The sequence below is a fragment of the Nocardioides coralli genome (assembly GCF_019880385.1).
Taxonomy (GTDB): domain Bacteria; phylum Actinomycetota; class Actinomycetes; order Propionibacteriales; family Nocardioidaceae; genus Nocardioides; species Nocardioides coralli.
The window spans coordinates 2,612,027-2,627,107 of record NZ_CP082273.1; the positions used below are offsets into that span (position 1 = coordinate 2,612,027).

At 71.9% G+C, this 15,081-nt stretch carries 11 protein-coding genes; 2 read left to right on the forward strand and 9 right to left on the reverse strand.

What is annotated here, in order from left to right; translation table 11 throughout:
* Positions 1 to 32 precede the first annotated feature (32 nt).
* The 7 genes from K6T13_RS12755 to K6T13_RS12785 all read right to left on the reverse strand — a co-directional run bounded on the left by K6T13_RS12755 (position 33) and on the right by K6T13_RS12785 (position 9,169).
* Entirely contained in the window at positions 33 to 1,874 is a 1,842-nt protein-coding gene (locus tag K6T13_RS12755; protein ID WP_222894935.1) for a GH39 family glycosyl hydrolase, read from the reverse strand.
* Positions 1,871 to 3,313, reverse strand: coding sequence for a sulfatase family protein (locus K6T13_RS12760; protein ID WP_222894936.1), 1,443 nt, complete (start codon positions 3,311 to 3,313; stop codon positions 1,871 to 1,873). Before K6T13_RS12760 ends, K6T13_RS12755 begins: the two co-directional genes overlap by 4 nt.
* A gap of 6 nt (positions 3,314 to 3,319) precedes the next feature.
* Complete coding sequence (locus tag K6T13_RS12765; RefSeq protein WP_222894937.1) at positions 3,320 to 4,906, reverse strand: glucoamylase family protein; 1,587 nt, start codon at positions 4,904 to 4,906, stop codon at positions 3,320 to 3,322.
* Positions 4,907 to 4,967: 61 nt separating this feature from the next.
* A complete protein-coding gene (locus K6T13_RS12770) occupies positions 4,968 to 5,879 on the reverse strand; it encodes a carbohydrate ABC transporter permease (RefSeq protein ID WP_249423773.1) in 912 nt (303 codons plus the stop codon).
* Positions 5,880 to 5,882: 3 nt separating this feature from the next.
* Positions 5,883 to 6,764: a carbohydrate ABC transporter permease gene (locus tag K6T13_RS12775; protein WP_222894938.1), complete on the reverse strand. Its 882-nt coding sequence runs from the start codon at positions 6,762 to 6,764 to the stop codon at positions 5,883 to 5,885.
* 74 nt (positions 6,765 to 6,838) lie between these two features.
* The gene (locus K6T13_RS12780) at positions 6,839 to 8,122 is read right to left on the reverse strand and encodes a sugar ABC transporter substrate-binding protein (protein ID WP_222894939.1); all 1,284 of its coding nucleotides are present in this window, start codon (positions 8,120 to 8,122) and stop codon (positions 6,839 to 6,841) included.
* 42 nt (positions 8,123 to 8,164) lie between these two features.
* The gene (locus K6T13_RS12785) at positions 8,165 to 9,169 is read right to left on the reverse strand and encodes a LacI family DNA-binding transcriptional regulator (protein WP_222894940.1); all 1,005 of its coding nucleotides are present in this window, start codon (positions 9,167 to 9,169) and stop codon (positions 8,165 to 8,167) included.
* A 144-nt stretch (positions 9,170 to 9,313) separates the two neighbouring features.
* Here K6T13_RS12785 and K6T13_RS12790 point away from each other — a divergent pair, with 144 nt between their 5' ends.
* Positions 9,314 to 10,420, forward strand: a complete 1,107-nt coding sequence (locus tag K6T13_RS12790; protein ID WP_222894941.1) for a glycoside hydrolase family 15 protein — start codon at positions 9,314 to 9,316, stop codon at positions 10,418 to 10,420.
* 28 nt (positions 10,421 to 10,448) lie between these two features.
* Here the strand turns inward: K6T13_RS12790 and K6T13_RS12795 are convergent, their stop codons facing one another.
* Both K6T13_RS12795 and K6T13_RS12800 read right to left on the reverse strand, forming a co-directional pair.
* A complete protein-coding gene (locus tag K6T13_RS12795; RefSeq protein ID WP_222894942.1) occupies positions 10,449 to 11,396 on the reverse strand; it encodes a pirin family protein in 948 nt (315 codons plus the stop codon).
* A gap of 12 nt (positions 11,397 to 11,408) precedes the next feature.
* Entirely contained in the window at positions 11,409 to 13,463 is a 2,055-nt protein-coding gene (locus K6T13_RS12800) for an ATP-binding protein (protein ID WP_222894943.1), read from the reverse strand.
* Between the two features lie 68 nt (positions 13,464 to 13,531).
* On the opposite strand from K6T13_RS12800, the gene K6T13_RS12805 reads away from it, so the two are divergent.
* Complete coding sequence (locus K6T13_RS12805; RefSeq protein ID WP_283247925.1) at positions 13,532 to 15,076, forward strand: phytoene desaturase family protein; 1,545 nt, start codon at positions 13,532 to 13,534, stop codon at positions 15,074 to 15,076.
* The last annotated feature ends 5 nt before the right edge of the window (positions 15,077 to 15,081 follow it).

A 15,081-nucleotide genomic window follows, 5' to 3' on the forward strand; every position in this document is an offset into this window, starting at 1 on the left:
CGGCCCACCCGGGAGGGGCCGCCGCCCCCGGGTCAGGACGTCGGCGTGAGCGTCAGGAGGCTCATCGCCGGCATCGGCAGCACCGTGTCGACGCGCAGGCTGCCCGCCTGGTCTGCGGTCAGCCGGCGCACCGGCTCGAGGTCCTCGAGCCGGTCGGCGTCGCGCAGCACCTCCCACTGCTCCGCGGTCGGCCAGTCCTGGCCGTCCTCGCGCAGCTCGCCCCACACCCGTGTGATGTTGGAGTGCTCCTCGTCGACCCGCTCGTGGGTCAGCGCGTACGCCGCCCCGGGCTCGAGGCCGGTGACCTCGACGGCCACGTCGCGGGCGAGCGGGGCGGACCCCGTCGCCTTGGTCTGGTCGAGGGTCGCGTTCCACAGGGCGACCGTGTGGGTGCCGTCGCCGGCCTTCGCCGCCACGACCTCGACGAGCGAGCCGCCGCCGTCACCGCCTGCGGTCACGCCGAGACGCTGCTCACCGAGCTGCTCGAGCATGGCCAGCGCCCACCACCGCGGCTTGCGCAGCTCGCCGACGGTCCGCAGCCCGAACCCGCCGTGCAGCAGCGCGGGCGGCCGGCCGAGCTCCTCGAAGTGGTCGGAGACCACCCAGTAGGACAGCGCCTCGATGCGGCCCATCGCGGACTTCATGCCCCGCGCCAGGAAGGTGCCGGAGAAGACGGCGTCCGAGACGTCGTAGAAGTGGGTGGGGGTGACGCCCCACTCGGTCCACCAGATGGGGGTGCCGGCGCGACCGTACCGCTCCAGCATCGGCCGGAAGTCCAGCGGCGGGGCGCCGTAGGTGTGCGTTGTCAGGAAGTCGACCGGTGCGCCGGACCGCTCGGCGTGGGCGAGCAGCTCCTCGCACCAGCCGGCGGCCGCCGACGACGGCCCGCCGACCAGCAACCGCTCGTCGACGTCGCGCACCGCCGCGGCGGTGACGTCGTAGAGCTTGAGGAACTCCTCCGGCGTCCCGGACCAGAAGACCTCGAGGTTGGCCTCGTTCCACACCTCGAACGACCAGTGCTCCACGACCTCGTCGCCGTAACGCTCGAGCAGGTGGGCGGTGAAGTCGCGCACCAGGTCGTACCACCGCTCCCAGTCCTTCGGCGGGGACACGATGGCGCCGTAGTCGAAGACCGTCTTGGACGGGTCGCTCGCCAGGTCGTGCGGCATGAAGGAGACCTCGACGACCGGGTAGAGACCGAGGGAGCGGATGTGGTCGTAGACCCGGTCGACGCCGGTGAAGTCGTGGACCGCCTCGCCGTTCTCCTCGCGGTAGACGGCGACGTCGTCGCAGAAGATGCCGTGGGCGCGGACGTGGGTGACGCCCAGCTCTCGGTGGGCGGCGCTCAGCGCGCTGGTCAGCTCCTCGCCGATCACCCGTCCGGCCGTGGTCTCCTCGGACAGGGCGTGCGAGAGGTGCTCGCTGCCGATCATCATGCGCCAGGGTCGCGGCAGCTCGCCGAGGTCGGAGCCGGCGTCGACCGACACCGTCACCCCGCCGGCCTGCTCCAGCGGCGTCGCGGCCACCGGGGTGGACAGCGGACCGCTGACGTGGACGTCGGACAGTGAGCTGACGGCGTACCAGCGCTCCTGCCCGGGCGTCCCGGTGGTGTCCACGTACGGCGGGTGCGGGACCGACAGCACGTCGCGGCCGCTGTGGTCGAGCGGCTCGAACGGGCCGTCGACCGTGTCGGCGACGTGCACCTGGTAGCCGATCGCGCCGGCCACCGGCTCCCACGTCAGCGTCACCTGGTGGCCGCCGGCCTCCGCCGTCAGGCCGACCGGGGGTTCGAGGGCCGGGGCCTGGCCGCCGAAGGCGTGTCCGCTGCGGATCCCGATCCGGGTCTCCCAGTCGCTGCGGGCGTCGATGGTCACACGATCTCCTTGGTGTGGGTGGGGGTGCTGGTCGGGATGGTGTCGCCCAGGCTGGTCGCCAGGGCGTCGAGCTCGGCGCGCAGCCGGGCCAGGTCGTCGGCGTACGCGGGGTCGTCGTGCACGCTGTGGAGCTCCTGCGGGTCGTCGGCCAGGTCGAAGAGCTCCCACTCCTCGGGGGTCTCGTCCCCGGAGGCGCCCGGCTGGCCGCAGCCGGAGCCGTAGTAGTGGACGAGCTTGCGGTCGCGGGTCCGCACGCCGCGGTGTGCTGCCACGTGGTGGCAGCCGTCGAGGTGCTCCCAGTAGCGGTAGTAGGCGCTCTCGCGCCACCCGACGTCGCCGGGCTCCTGGCCCGCGAGGAGCGGTGCCAGCGAACGGCCCTGCATCCGGTCGTGGGCGGGCACCCCGGCCAGGTCGAGGAAGGTCTGGGCGAAGTCGACGTTGAGGACCAGGGCGTCGGACTCCGACCCGGGCGCCACGAGCCGCGGGTAACGCACCAGGAGCGGCATCTGCAGCGACTCCGTGTACATGAAGCGCTTGTCGTACCAGCCGTGCTCGCCCAGGAAGAAGCCCTGGTCGCTGGTGTAGACGACGACGGTGTCGTCTGCCTGCCCGGTCTCGTCGAGGTGGTCGAGCAGCCGGCCCACGCCCTCGTCGACCGCGACGACGCAGCGGAGGTAGTCGGTCAGGTAGCGGTCGAGCGCCCAGCCGGCGTACGCCGCCGGGTCGGCGACGACGTCGAGGGGCGGGTCCTCCTTGAGGTCCTCGAGGTTCAGGTCGCGGGCCACCCGCATCCGGGCGTCGCGCGCGGCGGTCGCCGGGTGGGCGTAGTCGTCGTGGAACGTGTCCGGGGGCGACCCCGCCGACTCGAACGTGAGCTCGGCGTGCCGGGGCGCCGGCTCCCAGGGCCGGTGAGGCGCCTTGTGCTGCACCAGGAGGCACCATGGCTCGTCGGCGCTCTCGACCGAGCCCAGCCAGTCCAGGGACAGGTCGGTGATCAGGTCCGTCGCGTAGCCCGGACGGACGTGCGAGCCGCCGTCCATCGTGAGGAACGTCGGGTCGTGGTAGTCGCCCTGGTCGGGGAGCACCTCCCAGTGGTCGAAGCCCCGGGGGTCGTGGACGCCCCCGTGGCCGAGGTGCCACTTGCCGATGAGGGCCGTGCGGTAGCCGGCGTCCCGGAGCAGCTCCGGGAACGCCGGCTGCCGCGCGTCGAACTCGGTGGACAGGGTGGTCACCCCGTTCACGTGGTTGTAGGTGCCGGTCAGGATCGTGGCCCGGCTCGGCGCGCACAACGAGTTCGTGCACCCGCACTGCGTGAACCGCATGCCGTCCGCCGCGATCGTGTCGATGCGCGGCGTGACGGCGTGCGGGCCGCCGTAGCAGCCGACCGCGTTGGCAGCGTGGTCGTCTGCGACGACGAGCAGGATGTTGGGGCGTGTCACGAGGACTCAGCGCCTCCCCGCCGAGAACTCCTCCATCTGCATGAGCGGACGCACCGTGGCCGTCAGCTCACCGCGGGAGACGTAGTCACGCATGTTGTCGTCAGCGAGCGCGTTGCCGAGGGCGGCCATGATCATGCCCTGGTCCAGGGACAGGTAGCGCTTGCTGACCTCGCCGCTGCGCACGGCGACGGCGTCGTAGAAGCCGCCCTTGCCGTAGGCGTCGAAGTCGTCGCGGATGCGCTGCAGGTTGCGGATCGCGGCCCGGGGGGCGTAGCGCAGCGCCAGGAACGACGCGTGCGGAGTGACCACACCGTCGCCGTACTCCGCGGGCGGGTTCGGGTCACCCTCGCGGCAGCCCTCGAAGGGCTGGTTCCAGTCGGTCCGCTCCTGGTCGGAGGTGTAGCCGGCGCCATCGAGGCCGAGGGCGTCGACGCCGTACTCGCGGTAGCCGCCGGCGGGGTTGTTGGACGGGCTGAAGCCCCAGTAGCCGTAGTCGGCGTCCTTCATGCCGTGCTGGATCTGGCCGCGGACGTAGAGCGGGTGGTTGATGGCCCACGACTTCGGGCCCCACTCCTCCTCGGGCACGAAGAGCGGCACCATCAGTGCCTCGAACATGCTGCCGCCCCAGGTCGGGACGATGTTCGCGTCGCGGTAGGGCAGGGCGCCCTCGAAGACGTCGACGCCCAGGTAGGTCTTCCACTCCCCGACCGGCTTGGTCTCGGTCCACGCCCAGTCACAGTTGTCGTTCGGGAAGGTCCGGTAGGTGCCGAAGTAGTGCTCCTGCGGGATCTGGCCCTCGGCGATGCCGAGGTAGGACGCCATCCGGGGCTCGGTGTTGAAGGCGCCGTAGTGGTGGCCGGTGTACCAGACGTCCTGCGGCATGTCGCAGTAGTTGGCCTTCGGGTTGGCGGGATTCTCCGGGTCCTCGTCCCAGAAGCCACCGCGGATCTGGTTGACCTCGGGGTTGTAGTAGCAGGAGAAGTCCATCTCCTCGCGGATGGCGTCGGCCTTGGCGGCGAGTGCGGGCTCGGCGCGCGAGGTCAGCAGCAGCCCGGTGGCGAGCCACCCGTTGTCCACGCTGGAGAGGAAGGGCTTGATCGGGTCGCCGCTGCCGGGGAACGCCGTCAGCTTCTCCCCCGTCGTCGGGGAGTACCAGTTGTAGAACATGCCGCTCGGCTCGTGCTGCTCGAGACGGGCCACCGACCGGAGCGTGGTCCGCATCCGGCTGCGCGCCTCACGACGCGAGATCAGGCCGATGTCCCGGGCGGTGACGGTGCTCCAGAGGTAGGCCCCGATGTTGGTCGGCGAGGTGTACTGGCCGCGCGTGCCCGGCCTGAGCGAGCCACCGATGTTGTCGTCGGGGAGGCCGGTCTCCTCGATGGTCATCGCCTCGAAGGAGCGCCACGTGTCGCGTGCGTACTTCTTCAGCAGTCCCTTCGGCGCGCGGGCGTTCCCGCGCTCGTGGTCGCGGTCGGCGTGCTCGGCCGCCGGGGCCGGGGCGGGTGCGGCCTGGCTCGGCGCCAGGAGCCCGGCGCCGACGCCGAGGGCCGTCGTGGCCGCGAGGGCGGCCATCGCTGTCCGTCGTGCTGTCATCGGTTCTCTCCCGAGGTTGAGGTGATCACTTGGGTTGTGCGAGTGGGGGGCCGCGGGGCGGCTACTTGATGCCGGTCATCGCGATGCCCTCCATGATCCGGCGCTGCAGCGCCAGGAACACGAGGAGCACCGGCACCACCACGACGACCGAGCCCGCGAGCAGCAGGCCGTACTTCGTGGAGTTCTGGCCGATCGCGAAGAGTGCCAGCGCGACCGGGAGCGTGTACTTGTCCTCGTCCGATGCGATCACCAGCGGCCAGAGGAAGTTGTTCCACTGCGCCAGGAAGGTGAGGACGCCGAGCGTGGCCAGGGCCGGCCAGCACAGCGGCAGGATCACGGAGAAGAAGATGCGCAGCTCCCCCGCGCCGTCGACGCGGGCTGCCTGGATCAGCTCGTCCGGCAGGCTGAGGATGAACTGGCGCATGAGGAAGACGCCGAACGGGCCGGCCAGGAAGGGCAGGATCATGCCGGTGAGCGAGTTGGCGAGCCCGATGTTGACCGTCAGCACGAAGAGCGGGATGAAGGTCACCACGCCGGGGACCATGAGCGTCCCGAGCACGAGCCCGAAGACCAGCCGCTTGCCGGGGAAGTCGAGCTTGGCCAGCGCATAGCCGAGCATCGCGCAGAAGACCATGTTGCCCGCGGCCACGGTGCCCGCCACGATCGCGGAGTTCGCGAAGTACGTCGGGAAGTCGAGCCTGCTGAAGAGCTGCTCGTAGTTCGAGAGCGTGGGGTTCTCCGGCCACCAGGTCGGCGGGACGGCCATGACCTCGCCCTCGGACTTGAACGAGGAGATGACCATCCAGACGAACGGGATCACGACCAGCACCAGGCCGGCGGCCATCACGCCGTACAGCCAGCCGGGGGTGCGCAGGTTGCCCTCCCGGGACTTCGGCCGCCGCTGGGGGACGTGCTCGGGCTCGGCCGCGGACGTCGTGCCGGCGGCGGTGGCGGGGTCGAGGGTCTGGCTCATGTCTCAGTCCTTGTCGCGGAGCAGCCGGAACTGCAGCCAGGTCAGGAGCACGATGGCGAGGAACAGCAGGTAGGCGGCGGCCGCTCCCAGGGAGTAGTTGCCGAAGCCCCACTGGTCGAAGGTGAAGAACGTGACCGATCGGGTCGAGTTCAACGGGCCGCCCTTCGTCATGACGAAGGCCTCCTCGAAGAACTGCAGGTAGCCGATGCTGGTGATGACGGCGCCGAAGAGCAGGGTCGGCCGCAGCAGCGGCAGCGTGACGTGGCGGAACCGCGACCAGGCGCTGGCGCCGTCGCTCTCCGCGGCCTCGAGTAGCTCCCGTGGGACGGTCTGCAGGGCCGCCAGGAAGATCACCATGAGCGTGCCGAAGTTGCGCCACACCGACATCACGACCAGCGACGGCAGCGCCGTGGTGGTGCTGTCGAGCCAGCCGGGGCCGTCGACGCCGAACCAGGCGATGACGGTGTTGACGAGGCCGCCCTCGTCGCGCAGCAGGAACTTCCACACCACCGACACGGCGACGATGCTGGTCACCACGGGCAGGTAGAAGCCGACGCGGAAGAAGCCCTTGGCACGCTGGAGGTGGTTGAGGGCCACGGCGACGGTCAGCGCAACCGCCATCGTCAGCGGCACCCCGAGGAGCAGGTAGAAGAGGGTGTTGACGGTGACCTTGCGGAAGACGGGGTCGGCGAGAAGCTGGGTGTAGTTGTCGAGGCCGACGAACTCCACGGCGAACGGCGTGCGGATGTCGGTGCTGCGCAGGTCGGTGAAGCTCATCCCGAGGCTCGCGAGCACGGGCCCGGCGGTGAACACCAGGAAGAGCGCCATGAACGGCAGCGCCAGGACCCAGGCCGCGACGGCCTGCTGCCGGCGTACCGGGTTCACGGGACGGGACGGGGCCCCGGTCGCGCCAGATGACCTGGGCGACCGGGACCTCCGTGCCGTGAGGGTGGCCATGCTCAGAGCCCGGTGCCGATCGACGAGGCCTCGGACTGCATCTGCGTCACGGCTTCCTCCGGGGCGAGGTCACCCTTGGTGACCTGCTCCACGAGACCGTCGATGGAGGCAGCGACCTGCTCCCAGGTCGGGACCGCCGGCGGTGCCGACGCGCTCTCGAGCTGCTGACCGAAGACCTGCAGCTGCTCGTCCTCGGCGAGGTCGCCCGACTGCCACGCGGCCGGCACGGCCGGAAGACCGTTGACCTCCTCGTACCAGGCCTGCTGGGTCTCCGCCTCGGTCAGCCACTTGACGTACTTCCAGGCGGCCTCGGGGTTCTCGGCGTCCTGGAAGACCGCGAGGTCACCGCCGCCCACGAACGAGTTGCCGGGGGCGCCGTCCGGGCCCGGCAACGGCGCCACGGCGAACTGCTCCTCCGTGAGGCCCTGCTCCTCGATCAGGCCGATGTGCCAGGGGCCGGAGATGAAGGAGCCGAAGGTGTCCTTGGCGAACCCGCTCTCCAGCTCACCGGCGTCGAGCAGCCGCGTCGGGGAGAGGCCCTCGTCGAAGAAGGTCTTGTAGAACTCCAGCGCCTCGGCCATCTCGGGGCTGTCGATGGTGTACTCGGTGCCGTCCTCGTTGGTGAGGCTGGCGCCGTTGGACCACGCGAACGGCATCATCGTCTGCCACGAGCCGGTCTGGCCCGGCGGCAGGTTGATGCCGTACTCCACGCCCGCCTTGTCCTCGAGGTCCTGGGCGAAGGTCTTCAGCTCGTCCCAGGTCTGGGGGGCCTGGTCCCAGCCGACCTTCTCGGCGAGGTCCTTGCGGTAGTAGAGGACCCGGGTCTCGACGTACCAGGGAACGCCGTAGGACGTGCCGCCCACCTCGGTGGAGGCCCACGGACCGGGGTAGAAGTCGGCCTCGTCCACCAGGTTCTCCGGCGTGGGCATCAGGCCGCCGGCCTCGGCGAACTCACCCATCCACGTGGTGCCGATGAGGCTCACGTCCGGGGTCTCGCCGCTGGCGATCGCCCCGGAGATCTTGTCGTGAGCGGACTCCCAGGGCACTGCGGTGACCTCGACGGTCGCGTCGGGGTTGGCCTCCTCGAAGGCGGCCGAGAAGTCCTGCAGCGCCTCGCCCTCGGTGCCCATCGCCCACACCTCGATCGTGCCCTCGGCGGCGCCGGAACCGATCTCCTCGCTCTGTGCCTCGCTGCCGGCGCCGGCGTCGTCGCGGCCGCAGGCCGTGAGGACCAGGGAGGCCGCGGTCAGGGTTGCCAGCACGCTGGCGGTCCGTCGGGATCTCATGCGTTGTGACCTTTCGTGGGGGTGTGCGGGTGCTTCGGGGGGTCAGGGGGTGTCGGGGCGGACCGCGGTCGACCCGCGGACCACCAGCTGGGTCGGCAGGAGCTCGTGGACCGGTCCGACCCGGCCGCCGGTGATGACCGCGTCCAGGGCACGGGCGGCGGTCGCACCGAGCTCGCGCATCGGCTGGCGGACGGTGGTGAGGTCGGCGTAGCGGGCTGCCATGACGTCGTCCCACCCGCTGACCTGGACCTCCCCCGGGACGTCGACGCCGGCTTCGCGGAGCCGGTGGAGCAGCCCCAGGGCCAGCTCGTCGTTGGCGCACGCCAGCGCGTCGGGCAAGGGGGTGGTGTCCTGGCGATCGAGCAGCCGGGAGGCTGCGGCGGCGCCGGCATGCTCGCCGAGGTCGTCGACGGGGACCAGGTCGACGACGGCTCCGGTGGCCCCGGCGGCGCGCTTCAACCCCTCCCAGCGCTCGGCGACGTCCGGCGAGGTGTCCGGGTCGCCGACGAAGGTGATGCTGCGCGCCCCGCCGGCCACGAGGTGCTCACCGAGCGCGACCGCGCTGTCGCGGTTGTCGGCGTTGACGGAGTCGATCTCGCCGATGGGTGGCCGGGCGACCAGCACGATGCGGGTCCCCCGCGCCGCCAGCTGCTCCACGACCTCGTCGCTGACGGTACGACCGAGCACGACCAGGCCGTCGCAGCGGTCTGCCATCTCGCGGACGGCCAGGTCGGCATCCGGGCGACCCTGGGTGGAGAGGATGAGGACCGAGCGCCGCAGCTCGGCGGCGACGTTCTCGTAGCCCAGGACCACCTCCGCGTAGTAGGGGCCGGACAGGTCGGGGAAGACGATGCCGTTGGCGGCGTAGCGGCGCTCGGCGAGCTGGCGGCCTAGCTGGCTGGGGACGAACTCGAGCTCGCGGGCCGCGTCGATCACCCGGTCCCGGGTGTCGGGGCGCACCGCAGCCGAGTCCCGCATCACCCGCGAGACCGTCGCGATCGAGACGCCCGCGTGACGGGCGACGTCGCGGATGGTGCTGCGCGGCACGAGACCTCCGGGGGATCGTCAGGGGGGTGTAACCGGTTTCTGAAAGCGGTTACACCGTCACCCGGATCCCGGCCTGCTGTCAAGCCCTCGTCGCCCGACGTCCCGCGTCGCGGACTCCGCGACGGTGGGCTACCGTCCCTCCGCATGCCCGGTCCCGACCGCGTCCCCGCGCACTGGCAGCCGCTCTGCGAGCGGTCGCGAACCCTGCTCCAGCAGCACCAGGACGCCGGTGGCGCCTGGCCGGCCTCACCGCACTTCGCGCCCTACCGCTACAGCTGGTTCCGCGACGGTGCCTTCATCGCCGAGGGCGCGAGCGCCGCCGGGCTGGTCGAGCAGGCGGACCGGTTCCACACCTGGTGCGGCCAGGTCCTCGAGCGCGAGGCGCCGGCCGTCGGCCGGGTGGTCGCCATGCTCGCGGAGGGGCGGCGACCCGACGACTCCGACTACCTCCCCGCCCGCTACCGGCTCGACGGCACTCGGCAGCTCGACGACTGGTGGAACTTCCAGGTCGACGGCTACGGCACCTGGCTCTGGGCGCTCGAGCGACACCTGGCGCGGGCCGGGCGCGACGCGGTGCGGCACACCCCAGCGATCACGGTCGCGGTCCGCTACCTGGTCGCCACCGGCACCGACACCTGCCGCGACTGGTGGGAGGAGAACCGGGACCGGACCCACGTCACCACCCTCGCCGGGGTCGCGGCCGGCCTGCGGGCGGCGGTCCGCCTGGCGGTGCTCCCGGCCGAGCTCGCCACGGCCGCCGGCGACGTCGCGGACCGGTGCGTCGCGCTGATCCGCGAGCGCGGGACGCGCGACGGCGCGCTCGTGAAGTGGCTCGACGGGACCGACGTCGATGCCTCGCTGCTCGCAGTCGGTGCTCTCTACGACGTGCTGCCCCTGGACGACCCGCTCGTCGTCGCGACGGTGGAGCAGGTCGAGGAGCGGCTCACCGCCGGCGGTGTCCACCGCTACGAGGCCGACACCTTCTACGGCGGCGGGCAGTGGCCGGTCCTGGCCGCGCTGCTCGCGTGGCACCACGCCCGGAGCGGCCGGACCGGGCGCAGCGCCGAGCTCCTCGACTGGGTGGTCTCGACGGCCGACGACGACCTGCTGCTGCCCGAGCAGGTCCTGCCGCTGCTGGCCCCGGCGGTCCTGGACGAGTGGCTCGAGCGGTGGGGTCCCAGCGCCCACCCGCTGCTGTGGTCGCACGGCATGTTCCTCGCCGCCGTGGCGACGTACGCCGCCACCGGCTGACCCGGGACCGCCGGCAGGAGCGCGGGAGTCAGGCGGGGATGTGGCCGAAGTGGCCCCGCTGGAAGTCCTCGTAGGCCTGGAGCACCTCGGCCTTGGTGTTCATCACGAACGGCCCGGCCCAGGCCAGCGGCTCGCGGATCGGGCGGCCGCCGAGCACGATCACCTCGAGACGGGGCGTACGGCTGTCCTGCCGCTCCGAGCCCGCCAGGCTGAGGTAGTCGCCGTTGCCGAACAGCACCGCCTGGCCGGCATGCACCTCAGGCCCGTCGACACCCGCCCGGCCGCTGCCCGAGAGCACGTAGGCCAGCGCGTTGTGCTCGACGGTCCACGGCAGCTCGAGGCGCGCACCCGGCTCGACCGTGGCGTGGAGCAGCGTCATGTCGGTGTGGGTGCGGCCCGGCCCTTCGTGCCCGGCCACGGACCCCGCGATCACGCGGACCAGGCTGTCACCGCCCTGCCCCGTCAGCAGCGTCACCCGGCTCGACCCGATGTCCTGGTACGCCGGGTCGCTCAGCTTGGCGTCGCGCGGCAGGTTGACCCAGAGCTGGATGCCGTGGAACAGGCCCCCCGAGGTGACCAGCCACTCCGGCGGGGTCTCGATGTGCAGGATCCCCGAGCCCGCGGTCATCCACTGGGTGTCGCCGTTGGTGATCGTGCCGCCGCCGCCGTGCGAGTCGTGGTGGTCGAAGACGCCGTCGATCATGTAGGTCACGGTCTCGAAGCCGCGGTGAGGGTGCCACGGGGTGCCCTTGGGCTCACCGGGCGCGTACTCCACCTCGCCCATCTGGTCCATCATGATGAACGGGTCGAGGTGGGCCAGGTCGAGACCGGCGAACGCCCGCCGGACCGGGAAGCCCTCGCCCTCGTAGCCCTGCGGCGCGGTGGACACCTGCCACACCGGACGCGGTTGGTCGCCCAGCCCGGGGGCGGGGATGCGGGGCAGGACGGTCAGGTCGTCGACGGTGATCGCCGGCATCGGCGTACCTCCTCAGGGTCTGCCGACGACAACACCCGCCGCAGACCCGGGATTCCCGCTGGTCGCCACGGGCAGCCGCACCCGGAAGGTCGTCCCCTCCCCCGGCGAGCTGGTGACCTCGATCGAGCCCGCGTGGGCCTCGACGACCGACAGCGCGATCGAGAGACCCAGGCCGCTGCCCTGGATGGCGTGCCGTTGGGCCAGGGAGGAACGGAAGAAGCGACTGAACAGGTGCTGCTGCTCCTCCACCGGGATCCCGATCCCGGTGTCACGCACGGACAGCACCGCCTCCTGGCCGACCACCTGGAGCCACAGCGACACCGCGCCCTCGTGGGTGAACTTCACGGCGTTCCCGAGCAGGTTGAGCAGCATCCGTTCGAGCATCTCGGCGTTGCCGGAGACCAGCACGGGCTGCTCGGGCACGACGAGGGAGGCGTCGAGGGCACGCCCGGCGATGCTGGGCGCGACCACGTCGTACGCCGTTCTCGCCACCTCCCGCAGGTCGACCAGCTCGATCTCGCCGGTGCCTCGCTCGTGCATCCGCGACAGGGTCAGCAGCTCATCGATGAGCGAGAGCAGCCGCTTGCTGTTGGCGTCGACGCGCGTCAGGGCCGAGGTCTGGGCACTGGACAGCGGCCCCATCTCCCCCTCCAGCAGCATCTCGAGGTAGCCGACGATGCTCGTGATCGGGGTGCGCAGCTCGTGGCTCACCGAGGACACGAAGGTGTCCTTGACCCGGTCGACCTCCTGCAGCCGCTCGACCGCCTGACGCTCGGCCTCGAGGGACTCGACGAGGGCTTCGCGAGCCGCGAGCTCGTCGGTGACGTCCTGCGACGTGGCGACGTAGCCGGTCACCCGCCCGGTGGCGTCGTGCACCCGGGAGAGGGTGATCGCATGGGTGCGCTCCGTGCCGTCCTGACGCCGGAACCTCATGTGCTGCTCGGCGTTCTCCGGCTCTGCCATCGCGAGTGCGACGTGCATGAAGTCGTCGGGCACGCCGAGCTCCGACGCCTTCTCGCTCACCGCGTCCCGCGTGTGGAAGATGGTCGTGAACTCCCCCATCACGTCATCGGCGCGGTAGCCGAGCAGCCGCTCGGCACCCGGGTTGAACAGCGTCACGCGGCCGATCTCGTCGGTGCCGATGATCGCGACGTGGGCGCTGTCGATCAGCCGGCGGAACAGGTCGCTCTCCCCCTCGGCGCGCTCGACGGCCCCCAGCTGCTGAGACCTCGACAACGACAGCGGGATGACCACGAGGGCGCAGCTGATGAGGAAGCTCTGGAGGACGATGCCGGACACGTCCTCCGGCAGCGCGTAGCGGCCCCGGACCTCGGCCAGCGGCCCGAAACCGAAGCTGGTCAGCACGGTCCCGACCGTCGTGACGGCGAGCAGCTGCAGCTGCGCCTCCACGAGCGACCCGCGCACGGCAGTCCAGCCCAGGACGGGGATGACCAGGAAGAGCACTGCCGGGAAGTCGTGGGGGACGAACACGATCGCCGCGGAGAGGAGGAGCACCAGCCACCGCAGCCACCGCTCCGTCCTCGAGCCACCCGGGTGGCGGTCGGTCTCGAGGAGCAGCGGCAGCAGCACCAGGGCCGAGGACGTGTGACCCACCACCGTGCCGAGCGCCGTCAGCAGCGGTGAGCGGTCAGCCAGGACGGCGGCACCGACGCCGAGGACCACGCCCGCCACGAGAGCCCCCGCCAGCACCGCCACCAGGAGGACGCGCAGGTCAGCGCGGGTGCGCAGCCGGGGGCGCCCGGCACCGCGTCGCGTGAGGATCCAGGCCACCACCGCCGCCTCGGCCGCCACCGCCGGACCGGCGAGCAGCGCGAAGTCGAGGGGGCGGCCACCGAGCCAGAAGGTGGCGATCGCCGTGAGACCCACCAGCACCACGGCGTACGGCGCGGCGCGGCGGGAGCCGGAGAACACCACGGCCGCCGCGAGCCCTGCCGGCCACATCTCCGAGCCGAGCACCTGCTCCGGCCGGCTGGCCACGGCCATCCAGCCGACGGCGAGGACCGCCAGCAGCAGCGCGGCAGGCCGCACCTGGAGAGCGATGGCCACTGTTCCCCTCCCCCGGAGGACGGCACGGCTAGGTTGTGACGGTGGAGTCGGAGAAGCAAGCGTATGACGTGACCGTGGTCGGAGGTGGCCACAACGGACTAACCGCCGCGGCCTACCTCGCGCGTGCGGGCATGTCCGTCCTCGTGCTGGAGCGGCTCGGTCACGTGGGTGGGGCGGCAGTCTCGGCCTCGCGCTTCACTGGCCAGCCGGCACGGTTCCCGCGCTATGCGTCCCTGGTCTCGGTGCTGCCGCAGCAGGTGATCGACGACCTGGGGCTCGACGTCACGCTTGCCTCACGCCCCACCTCGTCCTACGCCCCCGTCCTGCGCGAGGGAGATCCCGCCGGCCTCCTGGTGGAGCGCCCTGAGGGCGAGGCGACCAACGCGTCGTTCCGGGAGCTGACCGGAGGCGACGACGAGTACGAGGCGTGGTGTGCCTTCCACCGCGACGTGGGTGAGCTCGCCGCCGTGGTGGCACCCAGCCTCCTCGAGCCCCTGCCCGTCGAGCGCGACGTCCGCGGGCAGGTGTCCGAGGAGGTGTGGCGCGACCTCGTGACCTCCCCCCTCGGCGAGGCCCTCCGACGCCGGTTCACCGACGACACCGTGCGCGGTGTCGTCGCCAGCGACGCCGTCATCGGGACATTTGCATCACTGCACGACGCCTCGCTCGCGCAGAACCGGTGCTTCCTCTACCACCGGATCGGCAACGGCACCGGCGAGTGGCGGGTGCCGGTCGGTGGCATGGGTGCGCTCACGGTGGCGCTCGAGCGGGCGGCGCGTGACGCCGGGGCCGAGATCATCACCGGCGCGGGCGTCTCGTGCATCACCGCCGAGGCCGACGCTGCCGAGGTCCACTGGCACGACGGCGCCACCCAGCGCAGCGTGCTCACGCGCCACGTGCTGGCCAACGTCGCGCCCTGGGTGCTGCGCATCCTCATGGGTGAGGGCGAGGACGCCGAGACCAAGCCGCAGGGGTCGCAGCTGTCGATCAACCTGCTGGTCGACCGCCTGCCCCGGCTGAGGTCGGGTGCCGACCCCGAGGTCGCCTTCGGGGGCACCCTCCACGTCGGCACCGGTCTCGGACAGCTGGAGGCGGCGTACGCCGAGGCGGCCGCGGGCCGCGTGCCGTCGGTCGTCCCGGGCACGGTCATCTGCCCCTCCCTGACGGACCCGAGCGTCCTCGGCGGCGCGCCCGAGGGGACGCACACCCTCACCTACGTCGGGATGCACCTGCCGGCCGCGCTGTTCGACGCCGACCGCGACGCCACCAGGAAGCTGGCGGTGGAACGGGCGCTCGCCGCCATCGACGAGCACCTCGAGGAGCCGCTCGCGACCTGTCTCGCCCGCGACGCCGAGGGCAACCCCTGCATCGAGAGCGGCCTCCCGCAGGACGTCGAGGCCGACCTGGCGATGCCCGGCGGGCACATCTTCCACGGCGACCTGGACTGGCCGTGGGCCTCCAACCGTGCGCGGCTCGAGACCCCGGCCCAGCAGTGGGGGGTGCAGACCGACGTGGAGTCGGTCATGGTCTGCGGCTCCGGGGCGCGCCGCGGCGGCGGCGTCTCCGGGCTGGGCGGCCACAACGCGGCGCAGGCGGTCCTCGCCTCGCGCTGAGCCGC